This window comes from Luteimonas flava, from assembly GCF_036584485.1.
Classification (GTDB): Bacteria; Pseudomonadota; Gammaproteobacteria; order Xanthomonadales; family Xanthomonadaceae; genus Luteimonas; species Luteimonas flava.
In genome coordinates this window covers 798,711-815,928 of sequence record NZ_JAZHBM010000002.1, presented here as the reverse complement: position 1 = coordinate 815,928, position 17,218 = coordinate 798,711, and the positions used below count along the sequence as shown (strand labels likewise).

Here is a 17,218-nt window from a genome sequence, read left to right as displayed (position 1 = left end):
GTCAGTCCGTCGCGCCGTCGGCCGGCGCAACCGAAGCGGCCTGCGCGTGGCTGACCACGATCGCGCCGCGTTCGGCCGACACCCGCACGCCCTGCGCTGCATACGCCGACGACAACGCCGATGCCGCCTGCTCGATGCTCGTGGTGCGGAGCTGCGCGACCGGTGCGTGCAGCGTGTAGTCGTTGGCGTGCAGATACGACAGACCGAGACCGGCATCGTTCGACCAGCGCGTCAGCAACGTCTTGAGGGTCTGGTCCGATGGAAACGCCTGGAACACGTAGGTCTGCTGCAGCGGAATCGCCTGCGGTGCCTCCGCGAACTGGTGCAGAGGCCGCCATTTGCCGCGCGGGTCCGCTGCATCGGGTGTGGCACACCCGGCGATCGCGGTCAGGCAGACGCCGACGACTACCGCGAACCTCCATCCTGCGACTGATGTGCTCATACCCACGCGGTTCTTCCCTGATGTGCACGCTCCGCCGCGGTGCCTGTCGCGAGCGTCGAACGTGCGTCCCCTGGTCACTGCGCACGTCGCGTTTCCGACGACTGCGAAGCGATGACGGTTCGAAACTAAGCGACACGGAAAATTCGCGTCAACGCGGCGACGCGCCGCGTCCGAGCAGTTCGAAACGAGCCGTTCCGGTCGCCTGACGCGCGGTTGAAGTGACCGGAAACACGTGATTTTCCGGCGCTTTGCATCCTCGCCGATTCTGCAGCCCTGCACTGGACGCGGGCCTGCGCTGACGCGTGATGACATGATTTCCGCAAGCCCTCGGGTGATTTCCCGACCCGCCGATCCGGACAATCACGTCGGCTTCTGCACTGCGCCAGCCCGCATCCTCGTCATCCGGGAACGACATCGTCAGCAGGAGCCATGGAACGGACGCAGATGGAGGACTTCGTTGCGAGCGCGGCACTGCTGGCCGCGCATCTGACGCAGCAGTGCGAACAGGCTGCGCGCGATCAACGCGATGCCGCCGACGCATTGCAGGACGCGGCCACTGGCGTCGCCGAACACACCGCCGCAGGACGCGATGCCGTATTGCGGGCGACGACCACGGCGGTGCGCGAGACGTTGACCGGTCAGCTGGACGCCACCACTGCACGCGCCGAATCGGCTGCGCAACGACTCGAACATCTGATCGCACACCTCGACCGGACGCAGGCGGGACTGACCGCGCGCTCACGTCTGTTGGGGAGCGGTGCCCTGCTGGCGCTCGTGCTGGGCGGCGCCGCCCTCATCGGCGCGAGTGGCTACGTCGCGAAGCTCAACCTGGAGCGCGCGGAACGCGCGAGCGTGCGTGCCGAGGTGCTGGAGGCGCTGCAACAGGTCGCGATCACCGCCTGTGATGGTCGCCCCTGCATCAAGCTCGATGACGGGCTCGCCCGCTGGCCTTCGAACGACGACTACGTGTTTGTCGATACGCAGCAGGTGGCGCCATGACCGGGTGCTCATCGTCTCCCGGGCGGCGCGCATGGAGGAATGCGCATGTCTACTGAACGCTGGATCGGTGCAGCGCTCGTCACCGCCGGCGCCACCGTCGCGGCGCTCTATCTCGCAGGCTATCTATTGCTGGTGCTGCTCGGGCTGGACACCACGCAGCTCGGCATCGGCACCTGGTACACCTATGCCAGCGTCGTCGATCATCCGCAGGTTGCGCCGCATGCGTGGCGGATCTGGACCGCGGGCGGCATCGGCTTCGGTCTGATGGGCCTGGTCTGGCTGGCGCTGGTGGTGATGCTGTTCAAGCTGCGCAGTCACCGCAACATCCATGGCCGCGCACGCTTCGCGGGCATGTTTGATCTCGCCCACACAGGGCTGCTGAAACATCGCGACGACGGCATCGTGCTCGGCCAGATGAACGGCAAGCTTCTGCGCCTGTCGGGCCAGCAGTTCGTGATCCTGGCCGCGCCCACGCGCTCGGGCAAAGGCGTCGGGGTGGTGATCCCGAACCTGCTCGATTACCGCGAATCGGCCGTCGTACTCGACATCAAGCAGGAGAATTTTGATCTGACCTCGGGCTGGCGCCGCTCGATCGGTCACGAGATCTTCCTGTTCAATCCGTTTGCCGAAGACCGGCGCTCACATCGCTGGAATCCGATGACCTACGTGTCGTCGGATCCATCGTTCCGGGTCTCGGATCTGCAGGCGATCGCCGCGATGCTGTACCCGGACGGCGACGACCGCGACAAATTCTGGACCAGCCAGGCACGCAATGCGTTTCTGGCATTCACGCTGTACCTGTTCGAACGCGCCGACCACTCGAACGATGCCCCGACGCCTACGCTCGGCGAAGTGCTGCGCGTGTCGTCGGGCGACGGCAGCGAACTGAAGCCCTATCTGCAGACGCTGTCCGAGGCGCCCTTCCTCGGCGCGCAGGCGCGGACCGCATTCGCGGGCCTGCTCTCCCAGGCCGACGTGACCTTCGCCTCGATCATGGGCTCGTTCCGCGAACCGCTGAACGCCTGGCTCAATCCGGTGCTCGATGCGGCCACCAGCGGCGACGATTTCCGCCTTGACGACGTGCGCCGCAAGCGCATGACCATCTACGTCGGCATCCAGCCCAACAAGCTGGCCGAGAGCCGGTTGATCGTGAATCTGTTCTTCAGCCAGCTGATCAACGTCAACACGCGCACGCTGCCGCAGAACGATGCGTCGCTGAAGCACCAGTGCCTGTTGCTGATGGACGAATTCACGTCGATCGGTCGCGTGGACATCATCGCCAAGGCCGTCGCCTACATGGCGGGCTACAACCTGCGCCTGCTGCCGATCATCCAGTCGATGGCGCAGCTGGACGCGGTCTACGGCAAGGACCTCTCGCGCACGATCATCACCAACCATGCGCTGCAGATCATCTACGCCCCGCGCGAACAGCAGGACGCGAACGACTATTCCGAAATGCTGGGCTTCACCACCGTCCGTCGCCGCGCACGCACGCGTTCGCACGGCGGCGTCAGCAACGTGTCCGACAACGAGGTGCTGGAGCGCCGCGCCCTGATGCTGCCGCAGGAGCTCAAGGCGATGGGCCCCGAGAAGGAGATCGTGCTCTACGAAGGGCTCGCGCATCCGGTGCTGTGCAGGAAGATCCGCTACTACAAGGACGGCTACTTCACCAGACGCCTGCTGCCCAAGGTGGAGATCGCAGCCTTGTCACTCGATCGGATCCCGCCAGCGCCGTCCACCGACGACAAGCCGGCGCGCGTCGAGACCTGCCCCTCCGCGCGCACGACATCGGCCGCCTGACCTCCTTGCCCAGGCAATATTTCTGCGGGCCTGCCGGGTATCGGAACCACCACGATCGGCGACATCCGTCCTGTTCCCGGCTCGCCAGCCCCGCGCTGTCAGGTCCATCGGGCATCGGCCGGTTAAACTGCGCCCATGCTGCGTCGAATCCTTCTGTGCGGTGGCCTGCTGGCCGCCTTCGCCCTCCCTTCCTCCGCCCTCGCCTGGGGCAAGCTCGGTCACCGTCTGGTGGCGCAGATCGCCGAGCGCGATCTGACGCCCGCCGCGCGCGCGGAGATATCCCGGCTGTTGGCCGGCGAGCCCGATCCCACCCTGCCTGGCGTCGCCAGCTGGGCTGACGAGTTGCGTGAGCACGACCCGGATCTGGGCAAGCGCTCGGCGGCCTGGCACTACGTCAACATCGGCGAGTCGAATTGCCGCTACGAGGCGCGACGCGACTGTCCGGATGGCAACTGCGTGGTCGAAGCGCTCAAGGCCCAGACCGCGATCCTCGCCGACCGCAGCCGTCCGCGCGCCGAGCGGGCGCAGGCGCTGAAGTTCGTCGTGCACTTCACCGGCGATGCGCACCAGCCGATGCATGCCGGTTACGGGCACGACCGCGGCGGCAACGACCAGCAGATCAACTTCCGCGGTCGCGGCACCAACCTGCACGCGTTCTGGGACAGCGGCATGCTCAACAGCCAGAACCTGTCCGGCGATGCCTGGCTGGCGCGGATCGGTGCGCGTGCACCGTCGGCCAACGCCAGCGGCCCGGTGCGCCTGCCACCGCCGGCTGCGGACTGGGCCGAAGCCGCCTGCCGCATTGCCCTGTCGCCGGGCGTCTATCCGCGCCGCGCGCGCGTCAGCGAGACCTACGTGACCACGCATCTGCCGCAGGCCGAGCAGGAACTGCGCGATGCAGGCGCCCGTCTCGGTGCGCTGCTGAACACCGCGCTCGCGCCGCCCACGCAACGCTGACATTAGGCAATCGCAACGTCCGCGCGGGCCGCGTGGACTAGCATCGGACGCGGTCTACACGCCGTCCGGACGGCGTCTGCCGCCCCGGTTCCCAGGAGGATCGCGATGCCGCAACCGCAGGTCACCCCGTTCCACCACGCCGGCAGCGGCACGTGGAGCTACATCGTGCGTGACCCGTCTTCGAACGCGGCGGCGATCATCGATCCGGTGCTGGACTTCGACATGGCCTCGGCGCGTACGTCATCGGCCTCGGCGATGCTGCTGCTCGATCACGTGCAGGCGCACGGCCTCGACGTGCAGTGGATCCTCGAGACACACGCCCACGCCGATCATCTGTCGGCCGGCGACTGGCTGCGCCAGCAGTTGCCCGACGCGCGCCTGGCGATCGGCGACGGCATCCGCACGGTGCAGAAGACCTTCCGGCCGATCTTCAATCTGGGTGAGCATTTCCCGGTCGACGGCTCGCAGTTCGACCAGCTGTTCGCAGCCGATGCCACGTTCGCGATCGGCGCGCTCGCAGGCCGCACGATTCCGGTGCCCGGTCACACCAGCGACAGCAGCGCGTACCTGATCGGCGATGCGCTGTTCACCGGCGACTCGCTGTTCATGCCCGACGGCGGCACCGCCCGCTGCGATTTCCCCGGCGGCGATGCGGCCACGCTGTACCGCTCGATCCAGCGCATGTTCGAACTGCCCGACGCCACCCGCGTGTTCGTCTGCCACGACTACGGCCCTGGCGGCCGCGCGGTGGCCTGCGAGACCACGATCGGTGCGCAGAAGCGCGACAACATCCACGTCGGCCACCACATCGATGAGGCCACCTTCGTCGCCTTGCGCGAGGCCCGTGACGCCACCCTCCCGATGCCGGCGCTGCTGCTGCCCTCGGTGCAGACCAACATCCGCGCCGGCGCCCTGCCCGAGGCCGAGGCCAATGGCGTGCGCTACATGAAGCTGCCGATCGATACGGTCTGAGGCGCGTTGTCGCCGGTGCAGCGGGTCGTTATGCTCGGTCGTTCATAACGAGGAAAGCCGCCATGGTCCGTGGCCTGCATCTGTCTGCGCTGCTGCTGTGCGCCACCGCGGTCCATGCGCAGGCGCCCGAGGCGCACGACCACGCCGCGCACCAGCGCGCGGCGCCGCCGGCCGATCCGTCGCCGGTCGTCGTGCCGCTGGATGCTGCTGCACGCGCCACACTGACCCGGCACACGGTCGAGGCCACTGCCCACGGCCAGACGCTGCGCTGCGAAGGCGTGTCGCTGGCTGCATTGCTGCAGTCCAGCGGCGCGATGCCGGACGCGCCCTTGCGCGGCGCGCATCTCGATCGCTACGTGCTGGTCAGCGCGCGTGACGGCTACCGCGCGGTGTTCTCGCTCGGCGAACTCGACGCGACGCTGGGCAATCGCGGCGTCTATCTGGTCGACCGCTGCGACGGTGCCCCGCTCGATGCCGACAACGGCCCCTTGCGTCTGCTGGTGCCCGACGACACGCGCCCGGCACGCGGCGTACGCCAGGTCGAACGCATCACCATCATCGCCGCGCCCTGATCCTGTCGCCCTCCTGCCGGAATCGCCATGCACATGCTCCGTTCCCGCCGCTGGCTGCGCACCTTTGCCGCCGTGCTGCTCACCGCTCTCGTTGCGCTCGCCGTCCTGCCGGCCGTCGCCCAGGAACGCGCGCCGATCACCGTCTTCGCCGCGGCCAGCCTCAAGGAATCGATGGACGCCGCGGCCGCGCGCTATCAGCAGGACACCGGCCAACCGGTCCGCGTCTCCTACGCCGCGAGTTCCGCGCTCGCGCGGCAGATCGAACAGCGCGCGCCGGCCGATGTATTCGTGTCCGCCGATCTGGAATGGATGGACTGGCTGCAGACACGCAACCTCATCGATAACGCCTCGCGCCGCGTGCTGCTCGGCAACACCCTGGTGCTGGTGGCGCCGGCCGACAGCGCCGCGCAGCCGCTGACACTCGCGCGCGGGACCGATCTGCTGCCCCTGCTCGGCGCGCGCGGTCGCCTCTCGCTGGCGCTGACGGCGAGCGTGCCGGCCGGCAAGTACGCCAAGGCGGCGTTCGAATCGCTGGGCCAGTGGTCGGCCCTGCAGCCGCGCGTGGCCGAGTCCGACAGCGTGCGCTCGGCGCTCACCCTCGTCGCGCGCGGCGAGGCGCCACTGGGCGTGGTCTACGGCAGCGATGCCCAGGCCGAACCGCGGGTCAAGGTGCTGGCCACGTTCCCGGCCGACAGCCATCCGGCGATCGTCTATCCGGTGGCGCGCGTCGCCGCCAGTCGCAACCGCCAGGCCGATGCCTTCGTGCGCTGGCTCGACGGCGAGGCCGCGTCGGCGATCTTCCGCGAACACGGTTTCTCGATCCGCTGATCGATGGCGGACCCGGGCACACTGCTGGGCTTCGGGCCCGATGAACTCGTCGCGATCCGGCTCAGCCTGAAGGTCGCGGCCGCCGCCGCGTTGTGCAGCCTGCCGTTCGGCATCGCGATCGCGTGGTTGCTCGCGCGCCGGCGCTTCTTCGGCAAGTCGCTGCTCGATGCGCTGGTGCATCTGCCGCTGGTCCTGCCGCCGGTGGTCGTCGGCTACGCGCTGCTGGTGCTGCTGGGCGGCAACGGCGTGATCGGCCGCTGGCTCGAAGAGACGCTGGGCATTTCGTTCGCATTCCGCTGGACCGGCGCCGCGCTGGCCAGCGCGATCATGGGATTCCCGCTGCTGGTGCGCACGATCCGGCTGTCGATCGAGAACGTCGACCGACGCCTCGAACAGGCCGCGGCCACGCTGGGTGCGAGTCCCTGGCGGGTGTTCTTCACGATCACCCTGCCGCTGGCGTGGCCGGGCGTGATCGCAGGCGCCGTGCTGGCGTTCGCGAAGGCGCTGGGCGAATTCGGCGCGACGATCACCTTCGTCTCCAACATCCCCGGTGAGACACAGACCGTGTCGTCCGCGATCTACGGGCTGATGCAGGTGCCCGATGGCGAAGCCGGCATCTGGCGGCTCGCGGCCGTGTCGGTGGCGATCTCGCTGGCGGCGCTGCTCGCGTCCGAGTGGCTGGTGCGGCGCCAGCGCGGCGAGGTGCACGACTGATGCTGCACGTCGACATCGACCTGCGCCGCGGCAGCTTCGCGCGCCACATCCGCATCGACGCCACGCAGCGCGTGCTCGCGCTGACCGGGCCGTCGGGCGCCGGCAAGACCAGCGTGCTCAATGCGATCGCCGGCCTCGTGCGCCCACGCGCGGGGCGCATCGAGATCGACGGCCGCGTGCTGTTCGACAGCGCCGCGCGCATCGACGTGCCCGCGCATCGCCGGCGTGTCGGTTACGTGTTCCAGGACGCGCGCCTGTTCCCGCACCTCGACGTGCTGCGCAACCTGCGCTACGGCCGCCACCACGCGGGCGCCGACACCTTCGCACTCGATCAGGTGGTCGAACTGCTCGGCATCGGCGCGCTGCTGCAGCGCCAACCGGCGAATTTGTCCGGCGGCGAAGCGCAACGCGTGGCGATCGGCCGTGCGCTGCTGTCGCAGCCGGCGGTGCTGCTGTTCGACGAGCCGCTGTCGGCGCTCGACGAAGCGCGGCGCGAAGAATTGATCCCGTGGCTGCAGCGTGTGCGCGACGAAGTGCGTCTGCCGATGCTCTACGTCAGCCACACCAGCGACGACGTGCGGCGTCTGGCCGATGCGGTGCACACGCTCGACTGACCGGGCGACGCGACGTTCACCGCCGACCTGCGGCAATCGCAGGCCCGCCTGCAGGTCCGCGCCATGCCCCGCACCCACGCGATTCCGCCCGACCAGACGCGTCGCTTTCTCGAACCCGGCCCCGTCGTGCTGCTGTCGACCGCGCACAAGGGTGAGCGCGGCATCATGACCTTGGGCTGGCACATGATGCTGGGCTACGACCTCGTCGGCACCTACATCTGGTCGGCCAACCGCAGCCATGCACTCGCGCGCGCCAGTCGCGAATGCGTGATCAACCTGCCGACCGCCGACATGCTCGACACCGTCGTGCGCATCGGCAACAGCAGCAGCGCCGACGAAGACAAGTTCGAACGCTTCGGCCTGACCGCGGTCGACGGCAGCGTCGTCGACGCCCCCGGCATCGGCGAATGCCACGCGCGTTTCGAATGCCGCCTGCACGAGACCCGCATCACCGCCGACTACCCGCTGTTCGTCTGGCGCGTCGTTGCCGCGCACGCCGCACAACGTCCGAAATGGCCGCGCACCGTGCACTACCGCGGCGACGGGCAGTTCATGGTCAGCGGCAACGAACGTTCGCGACGGGCGCTGTTCAAGCCGGAGATGCTGGAGTCGTGAACGCCGCCGCTGACGGCGGTATCGTGTAATCGCCTGCCCTCCCGCCCCGTCGACCGCAAGGAGCTCCCGATGCGCCACCCACGCGTTTCACGTCCGAGCCTGCTGTGCACGATGGCGCTCGTTGCGCTCTCGCTGTCCGGCTGCGGCAGCGCCAACGGCGATGCGGCGCCCGTCGCGCCTGCTGGCAACGCCGCGCCGCCTGCGGCCATCGCCACGCCTGCCCAGCCGCCCACGCATGACGCGGTGCGCTTCACCTCCGGCACCAGCTACGCGGCGACCGGCGCGCAGGCGGAAATCGCGCTGTCGGTCAGCGACGCGCGTGCCCGCGATGTGCTGGAGCAGATCGCGACCGCCAGTGGCGTGCCGCTCGACATCGCCGATGGGGTGACGCTCGATCACACGGTCTCGCTGCATTTCGATGGCATGCCGCTGAGCGCGGTGCTGACCCTGCTGGGCCAGGACGCGAATGCGGAGATCACCGCCGAGCCCGACGCGATCCGCGTGCGACCGCGGGCAACGCCCACGCGCTGACGTTCCGGACGTCGGCGCACCGGCGCACGCGCGTGAAGATGGTCGCGCGCACCGCCGGCGCCCGGGCGGCCGCCTATTCACGTGCGCCTGCGTATCCTCTCGCCATGACCGCCTACGTCGACTCCATCGAAGACGCCGTCAGCCGCATCCATGCGCATGTCGACGGTGCCCTCCACATCGGTGCGCCGCTCGGCATCGGCAAGCCGCACCGGTTGCTCAACGCGCTGTTCGATGCCGCGATCGCGGATCCCGCACGGCCGTTCACCCTCTACACCGCCCTCTCGCTGGACCCGCCCAAGGGTGGCGACGATCTCGAAGGTCGTTTCATCGGCCCGTTCGCGAAGCGGCATTTCGGCGAGGACTTCGTGCATCTGAAATACGTGGACGCGCTGCGCCGCAACGCGCTGCCGCCGCATGTCGAGGTCGAAGAGTTCTACATGCAGTCCGGCGCGATGCTGGGCTCGTCCCAGGCGCAGCGCCGCTACGCGAGCCTCAACTACACGCACGTGGCGCGCGCACTCGCCGACCGCGGCGTCAACGTGCTGGTGCAGAAGGTCGCGGCCAATGACGACGGCACGCGCTTTTCGCTGTCGTCGAACACCGACCTGACTTTCGATGCGATCGATGCACTCGTGGCAGCCGGTCACCCGCGCCCGCTGGTCGTCGGCGAAGTCGATCCTGCGCTGCCTTGGCTCGACGGCACCGCGGCGGTGGACGCGGCGTTCTTCGACGTCGTAATCGCGCCGCCACCGCCCTACCCGCGCCTGTTCGGCCTGCCGCGCCAGCCCGTATCGGATGCCGACTACGCGATCGGTTTCTACGCCAGCACGCTGGTGCGCGACGGCGGCACGCTGCAGATCGGCATCGGCGCGCTCGCCGATGCGCTGTGCCATGCACTGGCGCTGCGCCATACCGACAACGCGGCGTACCGGCGCGTGCTCCACGCGCTCGATCCCGATCTCGCCGCGCATCGCACGGTGCAGGCCGTCGGTGGACTCGATCCGTTCGAGATCGGCCTCTACGGCTGCAGCGAGATGATCAACGAGGGCTTCAAGCGCCTGGTCGAAGTCGGCGTGATCAAGCGCCGCGTCGTCGACAAGGCCAGCCTGATGCGCCGCGCCAACGACGGCACCGCGAGCGCGCTCGATCTCGATCTGATCGAACGCAACGGCGAGTTCCTCCACGGCGCGTTCTACCTCGGCTCGCCGGATTTCTATGCCTGGCTGCGCGGACTCGATGACGAGACCCGTCGCGGCATCGGCATGAAGCGCGTCGGCGAGGTCAACGAGCTCTACGGTCTCGACGAAGGCCTCGAGCGCCTGCAACGCCGCGATGCGCGCTTCTTCAACAGCTGCATGATGGCGACCGCGCTGGGCGCGGCGGTGTCGGATGGACTGGACGATGGCCGCGTGGTGTCCGGCGTCGGCGGCCAGTACAACTTCGTCGCGATGGGCCACGCGCTGCCCGACGCGCGCTCGGTGCTGCTGCTGCGCGCCGCGCGCGATGCCGGCGGCGGCCGCGAGGCCAACATCCGCTGGAACTACGGCCACACGACGATTCCCCGGCATCTGCGCGATGTCTACATCACCGAGTACGGCATCGCCGACATCCGCGGCGCGACCGACGAGGACTGCACGCGCGCGATGGTGCGCGTCGCCGAAGCCCCGCATCAGGTCGGACTCGTACAGCGTGCGCAGGCGGCCGGCAAGCTCGATGCGCGCTTCGTCGTGCCCGCGCCCTGGCAGCGCAACACGCCGGACGCGCTGCGCAAGTCGCTGGCGCCGCTGCGCGCCGACGGCAGTCTGCCCGACTACCCGCTGGGCAGCGATTTCGATGTCGTCGAGCAGCGCCTGTTGCGCGCGCTGGCCTGGCTGCGCACGCAGACCGCCACACGACGCGGCAAGCTCACGACCGTGATCGACGCCTTGCGCGCAGGCATCGGCGACGACACGCCCGCGCTCGCGCGCATGCAGCTGCAGGCGCCCAGCGGCTTCAACGAACATCTGATGGCGCGACTGGTGTCGCTCGGCTTGCGCCGCACCGCGCGACCCAGTGCGCCGCAGGATGTGATCGCGCCGACATCCGCGGCCTGAAGCGCGGTTGCGAACGCGCAGCGCGCCTCCATTTCGTTCGACGACACCCGTGCAGGACCCGACCATGACCACCCGCGCCGACCAGCTCCGCGACGCCCTCGCCGCACTGCAGCCCACGCACCTCGATGTCGAGGACGAGAGCCATATGCACAGCCGCGGGCTGGAGACGCATTTCAAGGCGGTCGTGGTCAGCGCGGCGTTCGACGGCAAGCGTGCGCTGCAGCGGCACCAGGCGGTGTACCGCGCGCTCGGTTCGCAGATGCAGCAGATCCACGCGCTGGCGCTGCATACGTTCACGCCCGAGGAATGGGCGGCCGAAGTGCAGGTGCCCGATTCGCCGCATTGCCGGGGTGGGAGCAAGCACGACACGTCGGTGGGCGGTATCTGAAGCGCTCCCCTGCTTGCAGAGGGCGAATCGTGAGCCGCAGGAAAGCGCCGCTCGTGATTCGTGGATGGGGCGCAGCGACGTTTGTAGCCGCAGAACCGCGCGCTGATCGAACTTCGCGAGCGTCAGCCCTCACCCCAACCCCCGCTCCGCGCCCCGGCCCTCGCGCTGGCGCGAGGGCGTTCGTCGACACGCGAGCCAGTGGCTCGCAAGCGTGCCGCCTCACCCCAGAGGGAGAGGGGTCAGAAAAAAAGCCCGCTTGCGCGGGCTTTTTCGTTCACTGCTGCAGATCGCAGCGACCGATCAAAGCGCCTTCGCCGCCTCGACGATCTTCTCGACCGTGATGCCGAAGTGCTGGAACAGCTTGTCGGCCGGCGCCGAGGCACCGAAGGTGTCGATGCCGATCACGGCACCGTCGAGACCCACGTACGCGCGCCAGAAGGCGGTGACGCCGGCTTCGATCGCAACGCGCTTGCGCACGGCGTTGGGCAGCACGGATTCGCGATAGGCCGCGTCCTGGCGATCGAACACGTCTGTCGAGGGCATCGACACCACGCGCACCGTGTCGCCGAGCTGTTCGGCCGCCTGGGTCGCCAGACCGATCTCCGAACCGGTCGCGATCAGGATGATCTCCGGCGTGCCGACCGAATCCTTCAGCACGTAGCCGCCGCGCGCGATGTCGGCCACCTGCGCGGCGTCGCGTGCCTGGTGCGGCAGGTTCTGGCGCGAGAAGATCAGGCAGCTCGGGCCGTCCTGACGGGTGATCGCCGACTTCCATGCCACCGCCGATTCGACCGCATCGCACGGGCGCCACACGTCGTTGTTCGGGATGTAGCGCAGGCTCGCCAGATGCTCGACCGGCTGATGGGTCGGGCCGTCTTCGCCCAGACCGATCGAATCGTGCGTGTAGACGTGGATCGCGTGCGCGGGGATCAGCGCGCTCATGCGCACGGCGTTGCGGGCGTAGTCGCTGAAGACCAGGAACGTCGCGTCGAACGGAATGAAACCGCCGTGCAGCGCCAGGCCGTTCGCGATCGCGCTCATGCCGAACTCGCGCACACCGTAATAGACGTAGTTCGCGTTGGCATCGGTGCTGGCCGCGGACGTGCTGCCCTTCCACAGGGTCAGGTTGGAATGCGCGAGGTCGGCCGAGCCGCCGATGATTTCCGGCAGAAGCGGCGCGAACGCCTCGATCGCCATCTGCGAGGCCTTGCGCGAGGCGATCGTCGGGCCGTCGCTCTGCAGCTTGGCGATGAAGGCATCGGCCGCCTCGACGAAGCCGTCGGGCAGGTCGCCGTGCGAGCGGCGCACGAGTTCGGCGGCGAGCTCGGGGTACTTGGCCCGGTAGGCATCGAACTGCTGGTTCCACTCCGACTCGCGCACCTGGCCGGCTTCGACCGCGCGCCAGCCGTCGCGCAGCGCCTGCGGCACCTCGAACGGACCGTGGTTCCAGCCGAGCGCGGCGCGCGTGGCGTCGGATTCGTCCTGGCCCAGCGGCGCGCCGTGCGAGGACTCCTTGCCGGCGCGGTTGGGCGAACCGAAGCCGATCGTCGTGCGGCAGCACACCAGCACCGGCTTGTCGTCTTCGGCGGTGGCGGCTTCGATCGCACGCGAGATCGCATCGGCGTCGTGGCCGTCGACGTCGCGGATCACGCGCCAGCCGTAGGCCTCGAAACGCGCCGGGGTGTCGTCGGTGAACCAGCCTTCGGTGTTGCCGTCGATCGAGATGCGGTTGTCGTCCCAGAACGCGACCAGCTTGCCCAGGCCCAACGTGCCGGCGAGCGAGGCGGCTTCGTGCGAGATGCCTTCCATCAGGCAGCCGTCACCCATGAACACCCAGGTGCGATGGTCAACGACGGCGAACTCGGGACGGTTGAAACGCTGCGCGAGCAGGCGCTCGGCGAGTGCGAAGCCGACGGCGTTCGCGAAGCCCTGGCCCAGCGGACCGGTGGTGGTCTCGACGCCGGGCGTCTCGTGGCGCTCCGGGTGACCGGCGGTCTTGCTGTGCAGCTGGCGGAAGTTCTTCAGCTCTTCCAGCGGCAGGTCGTAACCCGACAGGTGCAGCAGCGCGTAATGCAGCATCGAGCCGTGGCCGTTCGACAGCACGAAGCGGTCGCGGTTGAACCACTGCGGATTCGCCGGGTTGTGGCTGAGGTGGTCGTTCCACAGCACTTCGGCGATGTCGGCCATGCCCATCGGCATGCCGGGATGGCCGGACTTGGCGGCATCGACGGCGTCGATGGCGAGGAAACGGATGGCGTTGGCGAGTTCGCGACGGGTCGACGTGGTCATGGGCTCGGAGACGGGCGGCAGCGGGCGGGAGCCGCCAATTGTCCCACGAGCGCCGCGCCGCTGCCCGGGTGATGTCCCGGCAGCGGCGTGATGCGGCCTCAGGCCGTGCGCGGCAGCGCCTGGTCGGTCACCGCTTCGGCGTCGTCGTCCTCGTCCGCTTCGCCGCGGCCGATGACCACCGAGCCGACCATGTCGCCGCCGATGTTGACGGTCGTGCGGCACATGTCGAGGAAACGGTCCACGCCGAGGATGATGCCGATGCCCTCGGGCGGAATGCCGAACATCACCAGGATCGTCGCGATCACCGGCAGCGAGCCGCCCGGCACGCTGGCCGCGCCGATGCCGCCCATGATGCACATCACCAGGATCATCGCCTGCTGCAGCAGCGTGAGCTCGACGCCGAACAGCTGGGCGAGGAACAGCACGGTCACGCCCTCGTAGAGCGCCGTGCCGTTCATGTTGACGGTGGCACCGAGCGTGCAGACGAAGCGCGCCACGCGTCGCGGCACGCCGAGGTTTTCCTCGGCGGTCTTGAGCGAGGTCGACAGCGTGGCCGCGCTGGACGACGTGGAGAACGCGGTCAGCAGCGCCGGCTGCGATTTCCTGAACACATCGAGCGGCGAGCGCCGGGCGAGCACCGCGATCATCAGCGAGAACGTGCCGAAGAAATGCAGCGCCAGCGCCAGCGCTGCGGTCAGCACGAACCAGCCCAGCTGCACCATCAGGCCCAGGCCCATGCGCGCGGTCAGCGTGAACAGCAGCGCGGCCACGGCGTACGGCGCCAGACGGATCACCCAGTCGATCAGCTTCAGGCTGATGTCGTAGATGCCCTGCACCGCGCCGACGAAGCTGCGCGTGCCCGGCGAATTGACCACGGTGGCGGCGATGCCGAACAGCAGCGCGAACACCATCACCGCGATCAGATCGGTCGCGGCGGCGGCGGCGATCGGATTGCGCGGCACCATGTTGAGCAGCATGTCGACGAGACCGATCGAGGCGGGCTCGGCGATCGTGGCGCCCGCGGCGACGGAATCCGACAGCATCGCGTCGCGCAACGCAGGATCGATACCCGCGCCCGGCTGGATGATCGACACCACCACCAGACCGATGATCACCGCGATAAACGTGGTACCGAACACCCACACCAGCGTCTTGCCGCCGAGACGGCCGAGCGCGCGCGGATCGCCGATCTCTACCACGCCCAGGATCAGCGCCGAGAACACCAGCGGCACGACCAGCATGAACAGCAGACGCAGGAACAACTGGCCGATCGGTTCGGTGACGTAGCGGATCAGGCCTTCGACCCATCCGGAGAACGCAGGCGGGACGCCGTCGACGGTCAGATGGCCGGTCAGCAGGTTGATCGCCAGGCCGGCGATCGCGCCGACGAGAAAGCCGATCAGCATCTTGTTGTGAAGCGGCATGCCGCCGGATCCGGGCGTCGAGGTCATGCGGTCGTCCTGCGGGAAGACCGGTCAGCTTAACAAACGCCGTCCGGACGACGCTTCGATGCGCGCTTCGGCGATGCCAGCGCGCCGGCCGCAGCCGGTATCCTTGTCCGATGTCTTCGTCTTCCGACGCCGGCGCGCTCGAGGTTCTGCAGCGCGTGTTCGGCCATGCCGCGTTCCGCGGCGAACAGTCCGCGATCGTCGCCCACGTGGCCGCCGGCCATGACGCCCTGGTGCTGATGCCCACCGGCGGCGGCAAGTCCATGTGCTACCAGGTGCCGGCGCTGCTGCGCGACGGCGTGGCGATCGTGGTGTCGCCGCTGATCGCGCTGATGCAGGACCAGGTGGATGCGCTGCTGCAGTCGGGCGTGCGCGCGGCGTATCTCAACTCCACGCTCGATGGCGAGACCGCGCAGCGCGTGGAGCGCGAGCTGCTGGCCGGCGAACTCGACCTGCTCTACGTCGCGCCCGAGCGCCTGCTCACGCCCCGCTTCCTGTCGCTGCTCGACCGCGCGCCGCTCGCGCTGTTCGCGATCGACGAAGCGCACTGCGTGTCGCAATGGGGCCACGATTTCCGCCGCGAGTATCGCGAGCTGACGATCCTGCACGAGCGCTGGCCGGACGTGCCGCGCATCGCGTTGACCGCGACCGCCGATCCGCCGACCCAGCGCGAGATCGCCGAGCGCCTGCAACTGGAAGACGCGCGCCGCTTCGTCAGTTCCTTCGACCGGCCCAACATCCGCTACACGGTGGTGCAGAAGGAAAACGCCAAGCGCCAGCTGCTCGATTTCGTGCAGTCGCATCGCGGCGAAGCCGGCATCGTCTACTGCCTGTCGCGGCGCAAGGTCGAGGAGACGGCCGAGTATCTCGCCGGCCAAGGCATCGATGCGATCCCGTATCACGCCGGCATGGATGCGGAACTGCGCGCGGCGAACCAGCGCCGCTTCCTGCGCAGCGACGGCGTGGTGGTCGTCGCGACGATCGCGTTCGGCATGGGCATCGACAAGCCGGACGTGCGCTTCGTCGCGCATACCGACCTGCCGAAATCCATCGAGGGCTACTACCAGGAAACCGGCCGCGGCGGCCGTGACGGCGAACCCGCCGATGCGTGGATGTGCTACGGCCTCGGCGATCTGGTGCTGTTGCGGCAGATGATCGAACAGTCCGAGTCCGGCGACGAACGCAAGCGGCTCGAACACCGCAAGCTCGACGCGCTGGTCGGCTACTGCGAAACGATGCGCTGCCGCCGTCAGGTGCTGCTGGCGAACTTCGGCGAGGACTACGCGGCCAAGGGCGCGGGCCAGCCCTGCGGCAACTGCGACAACTGCCTCGACCCGCCGGCCGCGTGGGATGCCACCGTACCCGCGCAGAAAGCGCTCAGCTGCGTGTATCGCAGCGGCCAGCGGTTCGGCGCCGCGCACATCATCGACATCCTGCGCGGCAGCGAGAGCGAGCGCATCCGCCAGTTCGGCCACGACCAGCTCAGCACCTACGGCGTGGGCACCGACGTCGACGCGCGCGTATGGAAGAGCGTGCTGCGCCAGCTCGTCGCACAGGGCCTGCTCGACGTCGATGCCGAAGGCTATGGCGGCCTGCGTCTGACGCCAGCCAGCCGCGGTGTGCTCAAGGGCGAAACGCAGGTGATGCTGCGCAAGCCGACGAACACGAAGGAGCGCGCACGCACCACACGCGCCGCGACCGGCGCCGACATCGACCTGGCACCGGCCGACCGGCCGCTGTTCGAATCGCTGCGCGCGCTACGCGGCCGTCTGGCGCGCGAGCAGAACGTGCCCGCCTACGTGATCTTCCACGACGCGACCTTGCGCGAGATCGCACGCCTGCGCCCGATCAGCCACGGCCAGCTCGGCGGCATCGGCGGCGTCGGCGCCGGCAAGCTGGAACGCTACGGCGATGCCGTACTGGAAGTAGTGCTCGACGCGGATTGACCGCGATGCC

Annotated in this window: 15 protein-coding genes and 1 pseudogene; 13 read left to right on the top strand and 3 right to left on the bottom strand. The window is 68.8% G+C overall.

Features of this window, described 5'->3' with window-relative positions; translation table 11 throughout:
• Nucleotide 1: 1 nt before the first annotated feature.
• Entirely contained in the window at nt 2–442 is a 441-nt protein-coding gene (locus tag V3391_RS10705) for a hypothetical protein (protein ID WP_332078393.1), read from the bottom strand.
• A 429-nt stretch (nt 443–871) separates the two neighbouring features.
• Here V3391_RS10705 and V3391_RS10700 point away from each other — a divergent pair, with 429 nt between their 5' ends.
• The 12 genes and pseudogenes from V3391_RS10700 (at nt 872) to V3391_RS10645 (ending at nt 11,525) form a co-directional block, all read left to right on the top strand.
• A complete protein-coding gene (locus V3391_RS10700) occupies nt 872–1,441 on the top strand; it encodes a hypothetical protein (protein WP_332078392.1) in 570 nt (189 codons plus the stop codon).
• 45 nt (nt 1,442–1,486) lie between these two features.
• Nucleotides 1,487–3,154 (top strand): annotated as a pseudogene (locus V3391_RS10695) (type IV secretory system conjugative DNA transfer family protein); the annotation flags it as partial.
• Nucleotides 3,155–3,376: 222 nt separating this feature from the next.
• Nucleotides 3,377–4,198 (top strand): S1/P1 nuclease, encoded by an 822-nt coding sequence (locus V3391_RS10690; protein WP_332078391.1) that lies wholly within the window; start codon nt 3,377–3,379, stop codon nt 4,196–4,198.
• A 105-nt stretch (nt 4,199–4,303) separates the two neighbouring features.
• On the top strand, nt 4,304–5,170 hold the full coding sequence (locus tag V3391_RS10685; RefSeq protein ID WP_332078390.1) for an MBL fold metallo-hydrolase: 867 nt from the start codon (nt 4,304–4,306) through the stop codon (nt 5,168–5,170).
• A 62-nt stretch (nt 5,171–5,232) separates the two neighbouring features.
• A complete protein-coding gene (locus V3391_RS10680) occupies nt 5,233–5,742 on the top strand; it encodes a hypothetical protein (protein ID WP_332078389.1) in 510 nt (169 codons plus the stop codon).
• 33 nt (nt 5,743–5,775) lie between these two features.
• Nucleotides 5,776–6,570, top strand: coding sequence for a molybdate ABC transporter substrate-binding protein (gene modA, locus V3391_RS10675; protein WP_332078388.1), 795 nt, complete (start codon nt 5,776–5,778; stop codon nt 6,568–6,570).
• A 3-nt stretch (nt 6,571–6,573) separates the two neighbouring features.
• Entirely contained in the window at nt 6,574–7,284 is a 711-nt protein-coding gene (gene modB / locus V3391_RS10670) for a molybdate ABC transporter permease subunit (RefSeq protein WP_425497238.1), read from the top strand.
• Nucleotides 7,284–7,898, top strand: coding sequence for a molybdenum ABC transporter ATP-binding protein (locus V3391_RS10665; RefSeq protein ID WP_332078387.1), 615 nt, complete (start codon nt 7,284–7,286; stop codon nt 7,896–7,898). The genes modB and V3391_RS10665 overlap by 1 nt, the downstream gene beginning before the upstream one ends.
• Before the next feature lie 63 nt (nt 7,899–7,961).
• Nucleotides 7,962–8,513 (top strand): flavin reductase family protein, encoded by a 552-nt coding sequence (locus V3391_RS10660; protein WP_332078386.1) that lies wholly within the window; start codon nt 7,962–7,964, stop codon nt 8,511–8,513.
• 69 nt (nt 8,514–8,582) lie between these two features.
• The gene (locus V3391_RS10655) at nt 8,583–9,044 is read left to right on the top strand and encodes a hypothetical protein (RefSeq protein ID WP_332078385.1); all 462 of its coding nucleotides are present in this window, start codon (nt 8,583–8,585) and stop codon (nt 9,042–9,044) included.
• A 104-nt stretch (nt 9,045–9,148) separates the two neighbouring features.
• A complete protein-coding gene (locus tag V3391_RS10650; protein ID WP_332078384.1) occupies nt 9,149–11,137 on the top strand; it encodes an acetyl-CoA hydrolase/transferase C-terminal domain-containing protein in 1,989 nt (662 codons plus the stop codon).
• Between the two features lie 64 nt (nt 11,138–11,201).
• The gene (locus tag V3391_RS10645; protein ID WP_332078383.1) at nt 11,202–11,525 is read left to right on the top strand and encodes a BolA family protein; all 324 of its coding nucleotides are present in this window, start codon (nt 11,202–11,204) and stop codon (nt 11,523–11,525) included.
• A gap of 300 nt (nt 11,526–11,825) precedes the next feature.
• Here the strand turns inward: V3391_RS10645 and tkt are convergent, their stop codons facing one another.
• Together tkt and V3391_RS10635 are read right to left on the bottom strand one after the other, a co-directional pair.
• Nucleotides 11,826–13,814 carry a transketolase gene (gene tkt / locus V3391_RS10640; RefSeq protein WP_332078382.1) on the bottom strand — a complete coding sequence of 663 codons (1,989 nt, stop codon included), beginning with the start codon at nt 13,812–13,814 and terminating at the stop codon, nt 11,826–11,828.
• A gap of 98 nt (nt 13,815–13,912) precedes the next feature.
• A complete protein-coding gene (locus V3391_RS10635) occupies nt 13,913–15,265 on the bottom strand; it encodes a dicarboxylate/amino acid:cation symporter (RefSeq protein ID WP_332078381.1) in 1,353 nt (450 codons plus the stop codon).
• A gap of 110 nt (nt 15,266–15,375) precedes the next feature.
• Between V3391_RS10635 and recQ the strand changes: the two genes are divergently transcribed.
• Nucleotides 15,376–17,208: a DNA helicase RecQ gene (recQ, locus tag V3391_RS10630; RefSeq protein ID WP_332078380.1), complete on the top strand. Its 1,833-nt coding sequence runs from the start codon at nt 15,376–15,378 to the stop codon at nt 17,206–17,208.
• Nucleotides 17,209–17,218: the final 10 nt, after the last annotated feature.